This window comes from Halomonas sp. (assembly GCF_034520545.1).
In the GTDB taxonomy this organism is placed as follows: Bacteria; Pseudomonadota; Gammaproteobacteria; order Pseudomonadales; family Halomonadaceae; genus Halomonas.
This window is the reverse complement of the sequence record NZ_JAXHNN010000010.1, coordinates 1037797-1056831: the sequence shown is the minus strand read 5'-3', so window position 1 is coordinate 1056831 and position 19035 is coordinate 1037797. Positions and strand designations below refer to the sequence as shown.

Genomic DNA, 19035 nt, shown 5'->3' with positions numbered 1-19035 from the left:
GCATCCCGTGGCTTACGACCGCTCGCGCACCCTTTCCTCCATGCGTGCCAGGAAGACCGCCATGATGCGCTCGTAGAGCGTGTGGCCGAGCACAGCATCCTCGATGCCGGCGTCCACGTTGGGGTTGTCGTTGACCTCGATCACCACCACCCGGTCGCCGGCCTGCTTGAGATCAACGCCGTAGAAACCGTCGCCAATCAGTCGTGTGGCCTTGAGTGCCGCCTTGATGACTGTCGCCGGGACCTCGGCGGGATGATGGGTGGTGAAGCCGCCGCTCTTCACCCGGCCGCCGGAGTGGTCGTAGATCTGCCAGTGGCCGCGGGCCATGAAGTAGCGGCTGGCGAACAGTACCTGGCCGTCGAGCACGCCGATTCGCCAATCGTATTTTGTGGGTAGCCATTCCTGGAGCAGCAGCAGGGCCGAGGTGGCGAACAGCCTGTTGGCCTCGCGTTCGAGCTGCTCTGTCGATTCGATCTTGACGATGCCCCGGGAGAAGGCGCCGTCGGGAATCTTCAGCACCAGCGGGAAGCCGAGGCCCGAGATCTGTTCATCCAGCGGGCGGCGGTCGCCGCGCTTGAGCAGGATACCCGACGGCGCCGGAACGCCTCGGGCCCGCAGCAGGGCGTGCAGGTAGACCTTGTTGGTACAGCGCAGGATGTCTCGGGGGGCATCGATCACCACCAGCCCTTCGTGTTCCGCCAGCCGGGCCAGGCGGTAGGTATGATGGTCGAGGGCGGTCGTCTCACGGATGAACAGGCCGTCGAATTCGGCGAGTCGGCCGGCATCCTTGCGGGTGACCAGCGAGACATCGATACCCAGCTTGCGTCCGGCGCGGATGAAGGCCTTCAGCGCACCGCGATTGCTGGGGGGCAGAGCTTCCTGTGGATCAACCAGGACCGCCAGGTCGAAGCGGTAACGGCGACGCGCCTTGGGCGTGCGCCATACCTTGCGGGAGTGACGGTTGAGGGCCGTGGCGAACAGACCCTGCTCCTCCGGTGCCAAGTCGCGCAGGTGCAGTGGCCGCAGGCGCGACAGCTGCCATGCATCGTGGCGACGCACCAGGCGGGCCTCGAGCAACGGGCAGGGCAGTCGCTCGAAGAGCCGGCGGGCCAGCTTCGCCAGCCCCGGCTCTCGGCACTCGCCGAACATCACGCGCAGGGTCAACTGGTCACCGGGCAGGGTGCCCTGGCGAGCCAGGTCGCCGAGCAGCGGGGCCAGGCCGTCGAGCTGAAGATCGACCAGGGTTTTGCGGCCCAGCGCGTTGAGGGTCTCGACCGTGGGCAGTACTCGCTGTCCCCGCGCCTGGGCCAGCAGTGAGACATAGTAACCGATGCCCAGATAGTCGAACTCGCTGCACAGGTTGATCACATGGGTGGTGCGATTCTGAACGTCGGCGATGCGGTGTTGCCGGTCCTGGGCGAGGAAGTCATCGGCGGTGATCAGGTCTTCGGAGGGATAGTAAGGCTGCCAGTCTTCCAGTCGGTCGACGACGATGCGCAGCGGACACATGTTAGGGCTTCCGTGCTGGGCGGCGGGGCGCCGCCGGAATGCGGCCAGCATGCTCCTGAGCCCGCTCCCGGACAAGTCAGGATTCGAGTGAAAAGATTTCATGGTCAACGCCGCTGACAGCGATAATGACCATGATCACAATCGTGCCGAGATTTCGGGAGATTCGAGATGACCGTCACTCTGCGCCAGGCCCTCTCTCATGACCTGGATGCGCTGTACCGCCTGGAGCAGGTGGCCTTCACCGGCGACCGTTTCAGTCGTCGACAGCTCTGGCACCTGCTCAATCGCGCGCATGCCCTGACCCTGGTCGCGGAGCGTGACGCCGAGGATCTCTCCCCAATGAGGCTGCTGGGCTATGGCACCTTGCTGTTTCGTCGCGGGACCCGTCGTGCCCGGCTCTACTCCTTCTGCGTGCATCCGGACGCTCGGGGCAGCGGCTTGGGCCGCAGGCTGCTGGAGGCTCTGGAGGCCGAAGCAAAAGCGCGTGATGCCGAGGTGCTGGGCCTCGAAGTGCGCGTCGACAATCGCGTGGCTCTGGGACTCTATCGACGGATGGGCTTTCGCCCGGAGCGCTGGCTGAGCGACTACTACGAGGACGGCTGTGCGGGCTGGCAGATGGCCAAACCGCTGCTGCCCGAACAAGGGGCCGCGCAGGCCTCTGAGGGCTGATAGAATCACGCCATTCGTCACCCTGCACCACCGATCAACCATCTACCGGGATATGCTCATGCCCTCCTTCGATATCGTTTCCGAGTTCGACAAGCACGAAGCCAGCAACGCCGTGGATCAGGCCAATCGTGAGATCCAGACCCGTTTCGATTTCAAGGGCGTCACGGCGAGCTTCGAGCTCAATGGCGAGACCGTCTCCCTCGAAGCCGAGGTCGATTTCCAGCTCAAGCAGATGCTCGACGTGTTGCGCAACAAGCTGATCAGTCGCGGCATCGACGCCCGCTGCATGGATGTTCAGGAACCGGTGCTCTCCGGGGTTCGGGCTCGCCAGGAGGTGACGCTCAAGCAGGGGCTCGATCAGAAGGAGGCCAAGGACGTTGTCAAGCGCATCAAGGACAGCAAGCTGAAGGTCCAGGCCCAGATTCAGGGCGAAAAGGTCCGGGTAACCGGCAAGAAACGCGATGATCTCCAGGCCGTCATGGCCCTCCTGCGGGGTGAGGGCGGCCCCGACCTGCCACTACAGTTCGACAACTTCCGCGACTGACGGCCGTCGTGGCGCCTTGATTCAGGTCAGCCCGATGTTGTCCATAGCCGTTTGTGATTGGCACGGCGTGGCAGAATGCTCTTAAATGAGGTGAATACCTGATGTTCGGGAGTGAGCGATTGATGCCCATCGTTCGTCGTATCGCCTTCCTCGCCCTGGCCTGGGTCAGCTTCGGGCTGGGCGTAGTAGGTGCTTTCCTGCCCTTGCTGCCGACCACCTGCTTCATGCTGCTGGCGGTATGGGCGGCCACGAAGGGATCTCCGCGATTCGCCCTGTGGATTCGCGAGCATCCGCACTTCGGCCCCGCCGTGGTCGCCTGGGAGTGCGAGCGAGCGATTCCCCGCCATGCCAAGTGGCTTGCCTCCGCCATGCTGGCCGTCTCGATGCTGGTGCTGGCGCTCACCGTGAGCCTTTGGTGGCTCAAGCTGTCGCTGATTGCCGGACTCTGCCTGGTGGGCGCCTGGATCCTGTCGCGTCCCGAGCCCGTCGTCGCCCGTTGATCGAGTGCGTTCGTCGCATTACTTTGAGCTCCAGGCGCGTGGCGCCGTACAATGGCCGGCTATCACCGACAGGAGCCATCCTCGATGTCAGAACCGCAGCCGACCTATCTGAGTGACTACCGTCCGCCCGCCTACCGTGTGATTCGTACCGAATTGACATTCGACCTCGATCCGAACGCTACCCGGGTCAAGGCGTGCCTGCACATCGAGCGCCACCCGGAGCGCGAGGCCGGTGCTCCCCTGGAATTGGACGGCGAACAGCTTGCGCTCAAGGCCATCGCCATCGATGGTCAGCCGCTGGAGCCGGACGAGTACGAGGTCGGCGAGGCCAATCTGGTCGTGCATCGCGTGCCGGAGGCCTTCCAGCTCGACACCGAGGTCGAGGTCGCACCCGACGGTAACACTGCGCTGTCGGGGCTCTACCGTTCGAGCGGCATGTTCTGCACCCAGTGCGAGGCCGAGGGCTTCCGTCGCATCACCTTCTATCCGGATCGCCCCGACGTCATGGCCACCTTTTCCACCACGGTGATCGGTAGCGCAGAGCAGGAGCCGGTGCTGCTCTCCAATGGCAATCCGGTGGAACGCGGCGAGCTGCCCGGCGGTCGCCACTTCGTCACCTGGGAAGACCCGCATCCCAAGCCCAGCTATCTGTTCGCCCTGGTGGCCGGCGACCTGAAGAAGGTCGAGGATTCCTTCACCACCATGAGCGGGCGTGACGTGACCCTGCAGATCTGGGTCGAGGAGGAGAACCTCGACAAGACCGACCACGCCATGGCCTCGTTGAAACGTGCCATGCAGTGGGACGAGGAGGCCTATGGCCGGGAGTACGACCTGGACCTCTTCATGATCGTGGCGGTCAATGACTTCAACATGGGCGCCATGGAGAACAAGGGCCTCAACATCTTCAACTCGGCTGCGGTGCTGACCCACCCCCACACCGCCACCGATGGGGCCTTCCAGCGTGTCGAGGGCATCGTTGCTCACGAGTACTTCCACAACTGGTCCGGCAACCGGGTCACCTGTCGTGACTGGTTCCAGCTCTCTCTCAAGGAAGGCTTCACGGTGTTCCGTGACCAGTGCTTCTCGGCGGATACCAACTCGGCGCCGGTCAAGCGCATCGAAGACGTCTCCTTCTTCCGCACCGCCCAGTTCGCCGAGGATGCCGGCCCCACCGCGCATCCGGTGCGGCCCGACCACTACATCGAGATCGGCAACTTCTACACCCTTACCATCTACGAGAAGGGGGCCGAGATCGTGCGTATGCTCTCGAACCTGGTGGGGGAGGAGGCCTTCCGCCGCGGGAGTGACCTCTATTTCGCGCGCTTCGATGGCCAGGCCGTGACCATCGAGGACTTCGTGAATTGCATGGCCGAGGCCTCGGGCCAGGACCTCGCCCAGTTCATGCTCTGGTACTCCCAGGCGGGGACGCCGGAGATCGATGCCCACGGCGAGTATGACTACGCCAACGCCGAGTATCGGCTCATCCTGCGCCAGCGGACTCCGGCGACGCCGGGTCAGCCGGACAAGCGGGCCCTGCACATTCCGGTGCGCCTGGGGCTGGTGGGTACCAAGTCCGGCCGCGACCTGCGGCTGACCCTGGATGGCGAGTCGCTGGGCAGCGATGCAGTGATCCATCTGCGTGAGGAAGAGCAGGAGTTCCTGTTTACCGATGTCAGTGAGGCTCCGATACCTTCATTGCTGCGTGGCTTCTCGGCACCGGTCAGGCTGCACTTCCCTTTCGGCCGCGAGGACCTGGCGTTCCTGCAGGCCAAGGACTCCGACGGCTTCAACCGCTGGGACGCCGGGCAGCGCCTGGCCCTGCTGGCGATGGACGACCTGATCGCGGCCCATCGCAATGGCGTCGAGAAGGTGATGGACCCCCGGGTGGTCGAGGCCTTCCGTAGCCTGCTGGCGGCGGAGATCGACGACAAGGCAGTGCTGGCCCAGATGCTGACGCTGCCCTCCGAAGCGTATATCGCCGAGCAACAGCCGTTGGTCGACGTGGATGCCATCCATGCCGCCCGCACCTTCGTCAAGCAGCGCCTAGCCCTGGCGCTGCGGGATGACTTCTTGCGCGTCTATCACGAGAACCAGGACGACGCTCCCTATGCGCCGGAGCCCGAGCAGATCGCCGCGCGCAGCCTGCGTAACGTGGCACTCTCCTACCTCATGGCCATCGAGGATGAGGCGGGTCTCGAGCTGGCCCGTGAGCAGTTCGAGGCCGACCACAACATGACTGACGTGCGTCACGCCCTGACCCTGCTGGTGCACAGTTCGCGCGGTGACATCGCCGACCCGGCCCTAAAGGCCTTTGGCGCTAAGTGGGCCCACGATCCGCTGGTGATGGACCAATGGTTCGCCATTCAGGTGACCCGCCCGCAATCGGACGTGCTCGACCGCGTCAAGTTCCTGATGGAGCACCCGGCTTTCTCGTTGAAGAATCCCAACAAGGTGCGAGCGTTGATCGGTACCTTCGCCAATCAGAACCCGGTGAATTTCCACCGTGACGACGGGGCAGGTTATCGGTTGCTGGCCGACACCGTGATCGAGCTGAACCGCCTCAATCCGGAGATCGCCGCCCGCATGATTACCCCGCTGACGCGCTGGGCACGCTTCGACGAGGCGCGCCAGGAGCTGATGAAGGGCGAGCTAGAGCGTATCCGCGCCGAGGAGCTCTCGCCGAACGTGTATGAGGTGGTTGAAAAAGCCCTCGCCTGAGGCAGACACGTGATTCATGTTGCCTGAAGAGCAGAGCTCTGCCCCACGGGGCGGCGCTCTTGCGTCGGGGCAGGGGGAAGTCATCGGATCAGCCAGCTGAGTACCGTCACCCCCAACAGCCACCAGACCAGGGTGGCGACGATGGCAGTTCGCATCAGCGCGGCGACGCCCTTCCACAGCAGCCACAGGCCGATCACCAGTACCACCAGGTTGATCAGTGTAAGGGGAATGCCCAGCGACTCGGAAAGGCCCTGCATGAAGCTGCGGGCCGCGTTGCCGATGTTGGCGAAGAAACTGGTGAGGCCATCGACGATAAAGCGGATGAACTCTCCGAAGGCGTTGCCGATGAAGGCGAAGACATCTTCCATGAGGCCGGCCTTCCTATTCGATCATGTCGAGAACGGTGCCGACGATGTCATCCATGGTGACCAGCCCGAGGAGCCGGTTGTCGTCCAGCACCAGTACCCGCTTGACGACGTTGCTGGTCATCAGCCCGGCGACATGTCGCACGTCCAGCGATTGGCCAACGCCTAGGGCAGGCTTGGCGCAGACGTCGTAGACATTGATCAGGTCGATGTCGCCGTTCTCGGCGACGATCGTCTTGAGGATGTTGGTATAGGTGATCAGTCCCCAGGCATCGTGGGGATCCTGTTGCTCGACTACCAGGCTCTTGAGGTTGTGCTGTTTCATGAGGCTCAAGGCGTCCCGCAGGGTCGCGAAGGGTGACACCGTCACCACGTCGCGCATCATGATGTCCTTGACCAGCATCGCGTTACTCCGTCGGTGGAAGAAAGGTCAGGCTTCATGCCTGAGGCGTTCCTCGAAGCGCTTGATCTGTGACATGTCGATGCCGCCTAGGTGTTCCACGGGCAGCGTCATCACCAGGCCCTTGGAATCTTCGTCCGTGGGGTTGAGGAGGTGCTTGATGGCCTTGAGCACCTTGAGCGACAGGCCCTTCTCGAGGGTCATCAACATCACGCTCTGGCTGCCTTCGTAGGTCAGGCCGAAGAACGTCTTCTTGCGTTCGCCGCCGATACCGCGCCCCGCCATCAGGGTCATGCCCACGGCTCCCGCGTGGGTGGCGGCGTCGATGCACTCCTTCTCCATTTCCTCAGGAACGATGGCGACAAGCAGGGAAAATTTCATGGCGTCTTGTCTCTCGTCTTGGCCACTCTATCCATCAGAATGGCATAGCCCATTACGGTCACGATAGGAAAGATCGAGGCGAAGGCGATCAGCCCGAAGCCGTCGATCAGCACGTTGCGGCCCTCGATCTGACTGGCCAGGCCGATGCCCAGTGCGGTCACCAGCGGAACCGTCACCTCGGAGGTGGTCACGCCTCCCAAGTCGAAGGCTAGCGCCACAATGTAGCGTGGTGCCAGGAAAGTAAGCACGATCACCAGCAGATAGCCGCCGATGATGTAGTGATGGATGGAGTCACCGCTGATGATGCGGTGCACACCGAGGGTGATGCCGATGGCCACCCCCAGCGCCACCAGCAGCCGAATGACACTGCCCTGGATCTTGCCCGCGGCGGCTTCCTCGGCCTGCTGGCCCACGGCGAGCAGGGCCGGCTCGGCCATGGTGGTGGCGAAACCGATACAGAAGGCGAACAGATAGACCCACAACCAGGAGTCCAGGGCGATCAACTGCCCCGCCATGTTGCGGCCGATCGGGAAGAGCCCCAGCTTGAGGCCTATCACGAACGCATAGAGCCCGACGATCACCAGGGCGAAGCCGGTAGCTACCCTGAGGGGGTTGGCCATCGGGCGCTTGAGAATGAGGTACTGGAAAAACAGGATCACCAGGATGATCGGCAGCACGTCACGTAGCATGGCGAACAGCTCGAGTATCATCGCCAGCATGCCTCCCGGGGCATCGACCTTCGCCTGGGTGTCAATCAGCACGGCGTTCCCCACCGCGCTGGCCGTGTCGCCAAAGACCAGGATGCCGTAGAGCTGCACGCTGATCATCGGCACCATCACCGCCAGTGCCACCAGACCGAAGCCGTCGATCAACGGGTTCCGCCCCTGGATCGATGACGCCAGGCCGATGCCCAGGGCTGCGATCAGCGGCACGGTGACGATATTGGTGGTCACACCGCCCGAGTCGTAGGCCAGGCCGACGATCTCCTCGGGAGCGAAGAAGGTGATCATGACCACCAGCACGTAGCCGATGATCATGTACCAGTGCAGGGGGTGGCCCAGGATCACCCTGAAGACACCTAGCGCCATGACCAGCCCAACCGAGGTGGCGACGATCAGGCGCAGGGTAAGGGCGTCGATGCGTCCCGAGCTGATCTCCTTGGCCTGTTCCGCCACGGCGATCAGGGCGGGTTCTGCCACTACGGCCGAGAACCCCATGGCGAAGCCGAACAGCATCAGCAGTGGCATGGAACCCCGGCGGGTGAACTGGTTGGCCAGACGCTTGCCCACCGGGAAGATGCTTAGCTCGAGTCCCCTCAGGAAGAGCGCCACGCCTAGGGCGACGATCAGCAGACCGCCGGCCATTGCCAGGCCACCTTCCGGCCAATGGCGCAGCAGGAGCGCCTGGAAGGCCACCACCACCAGGATGATGGGCATCAGGTTGCGCAGTGCATGAAGCAGGGCGTAAGCGAAGTCCCTGAACGGTTCAGCCAAGACCGACCCCCTGGTTTCCCTGTTGATTGCCCACCTGCCCGGCCGGGGCGAGGCATTACGGAGAACAATCTACCATCAATAACTTGCCAGCCGGCAGAGTCAGCTTGATATGGATCAAGATGTCTCTGCTTGCTATCAGCCCAGCTGGTCCCTCATGGATTCGACGCCGGCCTCCTCGGCGGCGCTGTCGGCCAGGGCCCGGCCCGCTTCGTCATAGACATGGAAGACTGCATTCGCGCCGAGTGCCATGATCGGCTCGATCTCCTCGGGGTATTCGACGATAGCGGTGATGCTTCCCCGGAAGGCTCGTGACTTCAGCTGCTTCAGGGCGAAGAGGTTGCCGGCATGGTGAGGCATGGCCAGCACCACTATCTTTACGCCATGGGACATCAACAACTTGTCCCAGAAATCCGAGTCGACCGCATCGCCTTCGACGATATTGAAGCCCCGTTTGCCGAGGGTCTCTACGGTGTTGGGGTTGCTGTCGATGCCCAGTATCCGCAGGCCGTATTCCTTTTGCAGGCGCCGATAAACGCTGCGGCCGATGCGGCCCATGCCCAGCACCACGGCCTCGGCATCACCGACTTCGATGGGCCGGTCGCGGGGAGCCAGGCGCTGTGGGTCGCGTCGCGGCAACCTGGGAGCGATCCGCCGATAGAGAGCTTCGCTGTAGTTGTTGAGGATGGCCGAAGCAGCGAAGCTGATGGCCACGGCAAGCGACAGGATGACCAGCCACTGATCGTCCAGCCAGCCACTGGCCACGGCGATGCTGCCCACGATGAGGCCGAATTCCGAGTAGTTGGACAGGCTGAGAGTAGCCAGCAGCGAGGTACGGTTGCGCATGGGAAATCGCAAGAAGATGAGCTGATAGAGCAGGCTCTTAAGTGGCAGTACCACTACCAGCATCAGGGCCATGCTGAGGTGTGTCCAGTTCGGCATGGCGGTCAACCCGAGATTCAGGAAGAAGCCCACCAGCAGCAGTTCCTTGAGGTTGAACATCGAGCGAGAGAGTGTCTGCGCCGCGGGGTGCGGTGCCAGCAGCAGGCCGATGATCAGGGCCCCCAGGTCGCCCTTGACGCCAACCGATTCGAAGAGGGAATAGCCCAGCACCAGGGCCAGCAGCATGCCGAACAGTATCTGCATCTCGCCGTGGCCGAGCCGGTCGAGCAGGACCCGCAGCGCCGGCGCGAGGGGAATCATCAGCACCAGGCCCAGGGCCCAGGGGCTCGGCAGCTCGCCGGTGGAAGCGGTCAGGAAGAAGACGGCAAAGATGTCCTGCATGATCAGTACGCCGATGGCCAGGCGGCCATAGGCGGTTTGGCTCTCGCTGCGCTTGTCGAGAATCTTGACCACGAAGACAGTGCTGGAGAAGCTCAGGGCAAAGCCCAGCAGGGGGAGCGTCTGCCATCCAGCGCTGTCCAGCAGGCCCAACCCTAGCCCCATCCACTTGATCAGCGACAGCAAGGCCACCATCAGCAGCGTCGATGCCATCATGTGCAGGGAAGCGCTTCCCCAGACATCCTGGCGCAGTAGGGTGCGTACGTCGAGCTTCAGGCCGATGGTGAATAGCAGCAGCGTGACGCCGATGCCGGACAGGGTCTCGAGCAGCGGGGTCTTGTCGTAGCCCAGCATGTTGAGAGCGAAGCCGGCAACCAGAAACCCCACCAGGGGCGGTAGCCTTAGCCCCATTGCGACGAAGCCACCGACGAAGGCCGCCAGAAGAAAGGCCGGATCGATCATGCACACTCCCTGTTCCGCACGCTTCAGCAGGACAGATAGTGTAGGGAAGTCGTAAGCTAATTGGCATTGATGATTCGGCGCATGCCGTTATATTCGGTGCCGATGTCATGCTTGGAATGGGCGAAGCAGGCGAGAGGAGCGCGAATGGCCAGGTTGATCCTCAATGGCAAGGCGGCGCAGCTGCCGGCGGTGAGGGAGGCGGTGTACACCCGCCGTAAAGCGGGGGACAACATCGAGGTCAGTGTCACCTGGGAGCAGGGCGATGCCGCCTGCATGGCGGAGCAGGCCGGCCGCGACGGTGTGGAACGGGTGATCGTCGGCGGTGGTGATGGCACGGTCAACGAGGTGGTCAACGGCTTGATGAGGCTCTCTTCTGAGCAGCGGCCCATCCTGGGAATCCTGCCATTGGGCAGCGCCAATGATCTGGCCACCTCGCTGGGGCTGCCGATGGCCTGCGAATCTGCCCTGGCCTCGGCCCTTCATCTGCCCGAACAGTATGTCGACGTGCCGAGGCTGGATGACTGGCACTACCTCAACATGGCCACCTGTGGCTTCGGCGCGGAGATCACCTCCTCTACCCCCAAGGCCCTCAAGCGCCTGCTCGGTGGTGGTGCCTACTCGCTGATCGGTGCCTTCAAGGCCTGGGGTTTTCGACACTATCCCGGGGTCCTGCACTGGGAGGACGGTGAGCGCCGCGCCGAGGTCTTCATGCTGGCCATCGGCAATGGGCGCCAGTCGGGCGGTGGTCAGGCATTGACGCCAAAGGCCACGCTGGACGACGGTCTGCTCGACGTGCTGCTGCTGCATGACGTCACCTCCCTGGCACGGCTGCGGGACATGCGTCACGAGCTGGCGTCGCGTCCCGCACGGGGCCGCTATGTCGATGCCTTCCGCACGGACTGGCTCGCCTTGGAGGCGAATGAGGAGCTACCGGTGACCCTGGATGGCGAGCCCGTGCATCGGCGTGGGTTCAAAGTGGCCATCAGCCCCGCTGCGCTGGCGCTGGCAGCCCCGCAAGGGTGTCCGCTTTTCTCGCAACCGCAATGAGGCAATGTCTCGCGGTCAGGCCTAAGGTTAACGGCAACCGCCCCTGGCGTATTTTTTCTCTGATTAGGAGTCACGGCACCATGGAGCTCTCGCTGATCATCCCCGTCGTGCTGCTGGGCGCCCTGCTGGTATACGGCGTCGCCATCTATAACCGGCTGGTAACACTCAAGAATCGCTACCAGAATGCCTTTGCCCAGATCGAGGTGCAGCTCAAGCGTCGCCATGACCTGATTCCCAATCTGGTGGAGACAGCCCGAGCCTACATGAGCCACGAGCGCGAGACCCTGCAAGCGGTGACCGAGGCGCGCAACGCTGCCGAGGTCGGCCTTCAGCAAGCCGCGTCGCACCCCGGTGAGCCCGGGGCCATGGCCGAGCTGGCAAATGCCGAAGGTGCACTCGGCGCGGCTCTCGGGCGCCTCAATGTGGTGATGGAGGCCTACCCGGACCTCAAGGCTTCCGACAACATGCAGCAGCTCTCCGAGACTCTCACCAGTACCGAGAATCGGGTGGCCTTCGCTCGACAGGCCTTCAACGACGCGGTGATGCAGTACAACACCTATCGCCAGAGCTTTCCTCCTGTGATCCTGGCCGGCTCCTTCGGGCATAAGCAGGATGCGGCTCTGCTGGAATTCGCCGACAGTGCTGAGATCCAGTCGGCGCCCCGGGTAAGCTTCTGAGTCGACCCTAATGGACTTCTTCACGGCCCAGGATCGCGCCCGGCGGCTGACCGGCCGGCTGGTCCTATTGTTGGGGCTGGCGGTAGCGGCGCTGATCATGGTCACCTCGCTAGTGGTGGCCCTTGCGGTGGTGCTGTTCGATGGCGGCCCCTTAACCGGCGAGCCCCTGGAGCGAGCCCTGCAGCCGCAGTTGTTCACCGGGGTGGCGACGGCGGTAATCCTGGTGGTGGGGCTGGGGAGTCTCGCTCGGCATCTGCAGCTGCGGGCGGGAGGCAGTGTGGTGGCCGAAGCCCTGGGCGGCCGCCCGCTCAATCTGGAGACCCGTGATGCGGACGAGCGGCGGTTGCTCAACGTGGTGGAAGAGATGGCTATTGCCTCCGGCATGCCGGTCCCGCTGGTCTACCTGCTGGAGGATCCGGCCATCAACGCCTTCGCTGCAGGATACGAGCTCGACGATGTGGCCATCGGGATCACCCGTGGCGCCATCGAGGCGCTGGATCGCGATCAGCTGCAGGGGGTGATTGCCCATGAGTTCAGCCATATTCTCCACGGTGACATGCGAATCAACCTGCGGCTGGTAGCGCTGCTTCACGGAATCCTGATGATCGGTTTGATCGGTCGCATGCTGCTGCATGCCTCAGGGAGTGGTCGCCGCATGCGCTCTCGACGAGGTAGGGGGCATGCCGCGGTGTTGGGCCTGGGGGTGGGGCTGATGGTGGTGGGCTATGCCGGTACCCTGTGTGGCAACCTGATCAAGGCAGCGGTGAGTCGCCAGCGCGAATTCCTGGCCGATGCCAGCGCCGTGCAGTACACCCGCAACCCCGAGGGAATCGGCGGGGCGCTGAAGGTGCTGGCCGCGCACCGCCTCGGTTCGCGCTTACTGGCCTCTCATGCCGCGGAGTTCAGCCACCTCTATTTCGGCAGCGGTGTGCGCGCCTTGTCAGGTCTGACCGCCACCCATCCCCCTCTGGAAACGCGGATTCGCCGTGTGCTGCCCCGCTGGGACGGTAGCCTGCCGCCTCCGCCGGAAATCCGCTCGCCTCAGCCTCGACAGGCCGCCACTCCCTCACCCGGCGGGATGCAGGGAAGCTCTCCTCAGACCTCGGCGGGGCTGGCCGCCGCGGTGGTGGCCAGTGTGGGTCGGCCGAGTGCCGAGGATATCACCCGTGCTCGACGGCGCCTCGGCGAGATCGACGAGCGCCTGCTGGAGGCCGCCCACGAACCCTTTGCCGCCCGGGCGCTGGTCTACGGCATCCTGATGGGAGCCGACCCTAGCAGCCGCGAGGCGCAGCGCCAGGCCCTGGAAGGCCAGGCACTGCCCGAGGTGCTCAGAGAGCTCGAGACCCTCGACGCCTCCCTGGCCGAGCTGGCGCCCGGACAGCGCCTGCCGCTGATCGAGCTGGCGCTCCCGTCACTTCGTCAGCTCTCTACAGCCCAGCATGCCCGCTTCCAGGCCTGCCTGCGCCGACTGATGGCCCTGGAAACGCAAGCCAGTGCCCTGCAGTGGGCCCTTCACCGGCTGGTGATCCAGGGTGTTCAGGGGGAGCGGCGTGCCCGTCGCGATCGTCACCTCGGGGACCTGGCCGGGCCGCTGTCACTGCTGCTCTCGACGCTGGCGCGGGCCGGCCAGCAGGACGAAGATCAGGCCCGGTCCGCCGTCGAGCGGCTTTCTTCGGCACTGGGCGTGAGTCTGGACTTCGTCGGCAAGCCGGCCCTCGCCAGCGACCTTGACTGGGCCATGGCACGACTGGTGCGCCTGGTTCAGGCCGAGCGGCGACCCTTGCTGGTGGCCATGAGCTGCTGTGTAGAGCACGACGGCCGGATCGATCCCGAGGAGGCAGAGCTGTTGAGTGCCGTGGCCTGGACCCTGGGTTGTCCGCTGCCATCAACGGAACGCTCTGCTGGCCAGGCGGATAACGGGACGGCATGATGAAGGCCCCTGCCCTGACCCGCTCACCAATCGGAGGACTCCCTGATGCTTACTCCCTTCCATCTGGCCGTACAGGTCCGTGACCTGGCCGAGGCGCAGCGCTTCTACGGTGAACTGCTGGGCTGTCCGCAAGGACGCGCTAGCGATACCTGGGTCGACTTCAACCTCTATGGCCACCAGTTCGTCTGTCACCTGAACCCTGCCCTGGGGGAAAAGGGTATCGACGATCACCGCAACCCGGTGGATGGTCATGGTGTACCGGTGCCACACTTCGGAGTGGTGCTGGAGATGGCCGACTGGGAGGCTCTGGTCGACCGCCTCACCGCGGCGGGGGTGCGCTTCGAGATTGAGCCCTATATCCGCTTTCATGGTGAACCCGGCGAACAGGCCACCATGTTCTTCCGCGACCCCAGCGGCAATGCGATCGAATTCAAGGCATTCCGCGACATCGCCGGCCAGTTGTTTGCCACCTGAGGCGCTACGTCGCCTTGCGAGAGCAGGGGCGCTCTGGTGCAATGTCGTTCCTTTCGTCAGGAGCAAGAAAATGGCAATGAAACCCTGGATCCCGCTGGTCGCAGCCATGACATTGGTCGTCGGGCTGGCCGGCTGTGGCAACGGTGATGATGAGCCTGCTCCGGCCGAGGTCGAGGAGACACAGGAAGAGCCCTCTCAGCCGGTTGCCGACGCGGAAGAACAACCGGCCGCCGAGGAAGCCGAATCGCCCACGGAAGCTCAGCCTGCCACGGCGGATGAGGTGGATGTCGCGGATGAGATGGATGTCGACGCCGAGAGTGAGGTAGACCTCGAGGCCGAGGGTGATGTGGATGCCGAGGCCGAGACACTGGGCGAGTCACCGGCCGATACCCTGGAGGAGGGCGCGGCCCTGCCCGGCGAGACGACCCACTCCGATGTCGATGCCATCATCGAGGAAACGGAGCGGCGCTTCGAGGAAGCCAGCCGTCGCATCGACGAGCAGTTCGAGAGCGCCGAGGAGGGCTCGCCTGAGCTAGAGCCCATGGAGGCATCGCCCGAATTCGAGCCCATGGAGACGCCTGCTTATGATTCGGATATCAGTCTCGACGAGGTGCCGGGCAGCGATCTGGATGAACGAGAGGCAATGCCAGGGGAGAGTACCAGCTCGGATATCGAGGCCATTCTCGAGGAAACCGAGAAGCGCTTCCAGGAGGCGAGCCGCAGGATCGAGGAGCAGTTCGAGGAAGCCGAGCGTCAGGCTCCAGGCACTTCGTCGGACAGTGATTCGCTCGAGCTCGATAACACGGACGGCTCCGGCAACTGAGGCGTTGTTTCCCGAGACACGGTATGACAAAGCCCGGTATGAAAAAAGCCCACCGAATGGTGGGCTTTTCTCTTGGCAACCGATCGTCATGGGCGATCGATCGCTTCCGGACAACCTAGGATCAGTCGGCGGGCCGGATGTTGGAGGCCTGAAGGCCTTTCTTGCCTTGGGTCACTTCGAAGGTGACCTTCTGGCCGTCCTGCAGGGACTTGAAGCCTTCAGCCTGAATCTCGGAGAAGTGAGCGAACAGGTCATCACCGCCGTCGTCCGGGGAGATGAAGCCGTAGCCTTTGGTGTCGTTGAACCACTTGACAGTGCCAGTTGCCATCGTCGATTTCCTTAACTAACTAAATAATGGTGCTGGGTTGAACGAGGCGTGTCCTCGCTGCAGACCCGTAGTGCGTAGGCATTGCAAGAAGGAAGTGCGCACCGGATGTAACGGAGTACAACTGACGACTTTCTACTTGCTGACCAACGCAGCTGATAGTGCAACAGCGCCAGAGTTGCGTCAACAGAGCGGCACAGAGAGACTGGCGCTGCGCCCGCATGATCAATGTAGATGCAAAGCCGGTGAGCGTCCAGCCTCCATACCAACCGTTTCACCCATGGAAGAGAGACTCATGACCCATACTCGTATCGCCTCCTGGGACACACATAGCATGCTGATCGGCTACCTGCTGTGGCTGTTCGGTTTTCTCGGTGCCCACCGCTTCTACTACGGCAAGCCGGTTACCGGCACGATCTGGTTCTTCACCCTGGGGCTGCTGGGCGTCGGCTGGTTGATCGATCTCTTTCTTATCCCGTCCATGGACCGCCAGGCCGGCCTGCGCTTCCAGGCCGGCCCCATCAACTACACCCTGGCTTGGCTACTGCTCACCTTCCTCGGGGTATTCGGCATCCATCGCTTCTATCTAGGCAAGTGGCCGACCGGGATTCTCTACCTGCTTACCTTCGGGCTCTTCGGTCTCGGGGTTCTCTACGACTTCTGGACGCTCAACGACCAGATCTCCCTTCGCCATGCCCGTCGCGGCATCTTCAACGGCTGACCCCCATGTTCTTCGATGCACAGTTCTGGCCTTTCCTGGTGGCCATCACCCTGCTGAGCATGAGCCCGGGGGTCGACACCCTGCTGGTGATTCGCAATACCACCCGCGGCGGCTGGCGAGACGGCGTGGCCACCAGTCTGGCCATCTGCTGCGGGCTATTCGTGCACGCGACTGTCTCGGCGCTGGGCATTTCGCTGATCCTGCTGCAGTCTGCCTGGGCGTTCAACTTGCTCAAGGTGGCCGGTGCCGCCTACCTGGTATGGCTGGGTGTCAACAGCCTGCGCTCCGCCCGGCGGGGGCAGGGGCTTCCCGTGAGCGGTGTGCAGGCCGAGCGGCAGCCCGTGGCGTTGTGGCGGTCCGTTCGCGAGGGGCTGCTCTCCAACGTGCTAAACCCCAAGACGGTGGTCTTCTACATGGCCTTCCTGCCGCAGTTCATCGCGCACGGTGATCCGGCACTGGTCAAGTCGCTGTGGCTGGCCGGGGTGCACTTCGTGGTCGCTAACCTGTGGCAGGTGACCATCGTGTTGATGGTGGGCAGCGCCGGCCGTTGGCTTGCGAGTCCGGCGTTCTCGCGTTGGCTCAATGGCATCACCGGCGCGGTGCTGGTCGGTTTCGGCATCAAGCTTGCACTGACGCGTCAGCCGGGTTAGTTCCTGGCCAGCAAGGAACGATCATAGCGCAAGGTCTTCTCTGCCGGGCTCAACATCTCCACACCCGCGCTTTCGCCCCCTCTGGAAAGACTCTCGAAGATCACCCGATAGGCGAGTACGGCCTGCACATAGTTGCGAGTCTCGCGGAAGGGGATGCTCTCTACAAAGAGGTCGAACGCTTCCGGCGCGTCGAGCAGCCAGCGGTCGACCCGGCCGGGGCCGGCATTGTACGCAGCCGTGGCAGCCAGACGGTTGCCGCTGTAGCGCTCGATCAGCTCGCCGAGGTAGATGCTCCCCAGGCGGATATTCACTTCGGGTTCGAGGACGCCGTAGGGGCCGGGATCACCAATGCCCTGGCCCCGGCCGAGCTGGGCGGCGGTGGCCGGCATCAACTGCATCAGCCCCCGTGCGCCGGCGGGTGAGAGGGCCGAGGGGTTGTAGGCGCTCTCGCGCCGTGCGATACCCATCAGTAGATAGGGGTCGACCCCGGCGACGTCGCCCCAGTGCAGGAAGTCATCGCGATAGGCCTCGGGGAAGCGCCACGACAGGGCGTCCCACATCCCGCCGATGATGGTGGTCTGCACCAGCTCGGGGAGCCAACCTCGCTGCGCGGCGTAGTCGGCCAGCGCCCGGGCCTCCTCCGGGGTGGCACGGGCTACGGCCCGATACCATTCGCTGTTGGCCAGTCCGGGCTCGTCGATCCGTCTCAGCGCCTCGGTGCGTTGCACCGCCGGCCAGTCGGCGATTTCTCGTCGGGTTGCCGCGTCGATGGTGTTGCGCTCCAGATTCAGGGCATAAGGGCGATCCAGGCGATCGGCGGCGGCAAAGCCGAAGAAGCTGCGTTCACCGGCGGCCGCGGCATAGGCCTTTTCCGCGGTGGCCGGGTCGCCCTGCTGTTCCAGGGCGCGGCCCACCCAGTATTGCCAGCGAGCCTCTTGGCGGGTCTCGTCGGGCATGCGATGCACCCAGTCGATGACGCCCGGCCAGTCACGCTCGGCAAGGGCCGAGCGCACGCGAAGCTCCAACAGTTCGGCATCACCGAGGCGCGCCACGACCTGGTCGCGCCAGCCACCATGCTGATCGATGTCGCGCACCATGGCGTAGAAGGCCAGGTCACGCTCTATGGCATCGCGGTGACGGGCCTCCAGCGAGAGATGAGGGTCGATCTTGCGCCAAGCCTCCAGTGCCGCTTCGGTATCGGCTCGCGTGAAGCCGTGCATGGCCGCGGAGAACAACGGCCCGCTGCCCTGGCAGCCTGGCCCTGTGCAGGCAGGGACTCGGGTCACGGCCGCATAGTCCTTGCGGAGCCGCTCGAGGCTGGTTCTGGCGGAGTGCCAGTCAGCGTTCAGCTGTCGGCCCAGATAGTTCATCAGGCCTGTCTCCCCGGCCTGCCAGGCGAGCATCATGCGCTCCCAGATATGGGCCTGGCCGATCTCTCCACGGGCGCGCAGAGTGTCGAAGAGAGAGTCACAGGCATCCGGTTGGGAGCGGCCGACGAGCCAGAGATCGCGTCCGCCCTGAGCGGCGGTTTCCGGCATGCGATCGAGTAGCGCCGTGTAGTAGTAGCACTGGCGAGCGGTCCCGTCGGGAACACCGTCGGCGACCGCCAACAGGCTGGCCGGGCGCCTGGCTTTGCCATACTCGGCGATGGCCTGGCCGCGCATCCAGTCGCTGAGTGGAGAATCTTCATGTCGTTCGATGTAGGACTGCACCCGGTCGGCGTCTATTTGCGGCAGGCGCTGGCGCAACTGGTGATAGTCGACGTAGCCGGCGAGAACATGGTCCTCGATGGCATCCCGATCGGTCTTTTCCCACTGAGCGTTGCGGGCTGCCTCCAGGGCTTCTCGCATGGCGCGGTCGTCGGCCTGGCCGGCCAGAGGCAGGCTGCAAAGGATAGCGGCGATGAGGGTCTTGCAGTGGCCGAGTGACAGGAGCATATCTTGACCTCTTGCGGTTCGCGGTCGTCAAACAGCCATGGTGGCCGATGGCAGGGCACTTGAGTAGTGTTGCCTCTGCCCGATGGGCAGCGGCTGTCCGTCAGGGAGGGGATACCTTATCGTGTAGCGGTA

Annotated in this window: 19 protein-coding genes; 11 read left to right on the top strand and 8 right to left on the bottom strand. The window is 63.9% G+C overall.

The genetic code is table 11. The features are described from left to right. Nucleotides 1-12 precede the first annotated feature (12 nt). A complete protein-coding gene (locus U5L98_RS13625) occupies nt 13-1509 on the bottom strand; it encodes a RimK family protein (protein WP_322558973.1) in 1497 nt (498 codons plus the stop codon). A gap of 168 nt (nt 1510-1677) precedes the next feature. Here U5L98_RS13625 and U5L98_RS13620 point away from each other — a divergent pair, with 168 nt between their 5' ends. From U5L98_RS13620 to pepN, 4 genes are all read left to right on the top strand, one after another. Next, nucleotides 1678-2178, top strand: coding sequence for a GNAT family N-acetyltransferase (locus U5L98_RS13620; protein WP_322558805.1), 501 nt, complete (start codon nt 1678-1680; stop codon nt 2176-2178). Between the two features lie 58 nt (nt 2179-2236). Then, entirely contained in the window at nt 2237-2722 is a 486-nt protein-coding gene (locus tag U5L98_RS13615; protein ID WP_151443101.1) for a YajQ family cyclic di-GMP-binding protein, read from the top strand. A gap of 122 nt (nt 2723-2844) precedes the next feature. Continuing rightward, complete coding sequence (locus U5L98_RS13610) at nt 2845-3222, top strand: YbaN family protein (RefSeq protein ID WP_322558804.1); 378 nt, start codon at nt 2845-2847, stop codon at nt 3220-3222. A gap of 84 nt (nt 3223-3306) precedes the next feature. Beyond that, on the top strand, nt 3307-5940 hold the full coding sequence (gene pepN / locus U5L98_RS13605) for an aminopeptidase N (protein WP_322558803.1): 2634 nt from the start codon (nt 3307-3309) through the stop codon (nt 5938-5940). 80 nt (nt 5941-6020) lie between these two features. Here the strand turns inward: pepN and U5L98_RS13600 are convergent, their stop codons facing one another. The 5 genes from U5L98_RS13600 to U5L98_RS13580 all read right to left on the bottom strand — a co-directional run bounded on the left by U5L98_RS13600 (nt 6021) and on the right by U5L98_RS13580 (nt 10319). Beyond that, nucleotides 6021-6308, bottom strand: a complete 288-nt coding sequence (locus U5L98_RS13600; protein WP_322558802.1) for a hypothetical protein — start codon at nt 6306-6308, stop codon at nt 6021-6023. 13 nt (nt 6309-6321) lie between these two features. Then, a complete protein-coding gene (locus U5L98_RS13595; RefSeq protein WP_322558801.1) occupies nt 6322-6708 on the bottom strand; it encodes a CBS domain-containing protein in 387 nt (128 codons plus the stop codon). Between the two features lie 27 nt (nt 6709-6735). Beyond that, entirely contained in the window at nt 6736-7086 is a 351-nt protein-coding gene (locus U5L98_RS13590) for a P-II family nitrogen regulator (protein ID WP_322558800.1), read from the bottom strand. Further along, the gene (locus tag U5L98_RS13585; RefSeq protein ID WP_322558799.1) at nt 7083-8579 is read right to left on the bottom strand and encodes a DUF1538 domain-containing protein; all 1497 of its coding nucleotides are present in this window, start codon (nt 8577-8579) and stop codon (nt 7083-7085) included. The genes U5L98_RS13590 and U5L98_RS13585 overlap by 4 nt, the downstream gene beginning before the upstream one ends. Before the next feature lie 135 nt (nt 8580-8714). Next, nucleotides 8715-10319, bottom strand: a complete 1605-nt coding sequence (locus U5L98_RS13580; protein WP_322558798.1) for a cation:proton antiporter family protein — start codon at nt 10317-10319, stop codon at nt 8715-8717. Between the two features lie 144 nt (nt 10320-10463). On the opposite strand from U5L98_RS13580, the gene yegS reads away from it, so the two are divergent. The 5 genes from yegS (at nt 10464) to U5L98_RS13555 (ending at nt 15270) form a co-directional block, all read left to right on the top strand. Next, nucleotides 10464-11366: a lipid kinase YegS gene (gene yegS, locus U5L98_RS13575; protein WP_322558797.1), complete on the top strand. Its 903-nt coding sequence runs from the start codon at nt 10464-10466 to the stop codon at nt 11364-11366. 80 nt (nt 11367-11446) lie between these two features. Next, nucleotides 11447-12043, top strand: a complete 597-nt coding sequence (locus U5L98_RS13570) for a LemA family protein (protein WP_322558796.1) — start codon at nt 11447-11449, stop codon at nt 12041-12043. 10 nt (nt 12044-12053) lie between these two features. Beyond that, nucleotides 12054-13973: a M48 family metallopeptidase gene (locus U5L98_RS13565; RefSeq protein WP_322558795.1), complete on the top strand. Its 1920-nt coding sequence runs from the start codon at nt 12054-12056 to the stop codon at nt 13971-13973. A 45-nt stretch (nt 13974-14018) separates the two neighbouring features. Further along, nucleotides 14019-14447 carry a VOC family protein gene (locus U5L98_RS13560; protein ID WP_322558794.1) on the top strand — a complete coding sequence of 143 codons (429 nt, stop codon included), beginning with the start codon at nt 14019-14021 and terminating at the stop codon, nt 14445-14447. 70 nt (nt 14448-14517) lie between these two features. Continuing rightward, nucleotides 14518-15270 carry a hypothetical protein gene (locus U5L98_RS13555; protein ID WP_322558793.1) on the top strand — a complete coding sequence of 251 codons (753 nt, stop codon included), beginning with the start codon at nt 14518-14520 and terminating at the stop codon, nt 15268-15270. 121 nt (nt 15271-15391) lie between these two features. Here the strand turns inward: U5L98_RS13555 and U5L98_RS13550 are convergent, their stop codons facing one another. Beyond that, nucleotides 15392-15598, bottom strand: coding sequence for a cold-shock protein (locus U5L98_RS13550; RefSeq protein ID WP_023005630.1), 207 nt, complete (start codon nt 15596-15598; stop codon nt 15392-15394). Nucleotides 15599-15890: 292 nt separating this feature from the next. On the opposite strand from U5L98_RS13550, the gene U5L98_RS13545 reads away from it, so the two are divergent. Together U5L98_RS13545 and U5L98_RS13540 are read left to right on the top strand one after the other, a co-directional pair. Continuing rightward, nucleotides 15891-16316 (top strand): TM2 domain-containing protein, encoded by a 426-nt coding sequence (locus U5L98_RS13545; protein ID WP_322558792.1) that lies wholly within the window; start codon nt 15891-15893, stop codon nt 16314-16316. A gap of 5 nt (nt 16317-16321) precedes the next feature. Next, nucleotides 16322-16966 (top strand): LysE family translocator, encoded by a 645-nt coding sequence (locus U5L98_RS13540; protein WP_322558791.1) that lies wholly within the window; start codon nt 16322-16324, stop codon nt 16964-16966. On the opposite strand, the gene U5L98_RS13535 is transcribed toward U5L98_RS13540, so the two are convergent. Further along, the gene (locus U5L98_RS13535) at nt 16963-18903 is read right to left on the bottom strand and encodes a transglycosylase SLT domain-containing protein (RefSeq protein WP_322558790.1); all 1941 of its coding nucleotides are present in this window, start codon (nt 18901-18903) and stop codon (nt 16963-16965) included. The genes U5L98_RS13540 and U5L98_RS13535 overlap by 4 nt on opposite strands. Between the last annotated feature and the right edge of the window lie 132 nt (nt 18904-19035).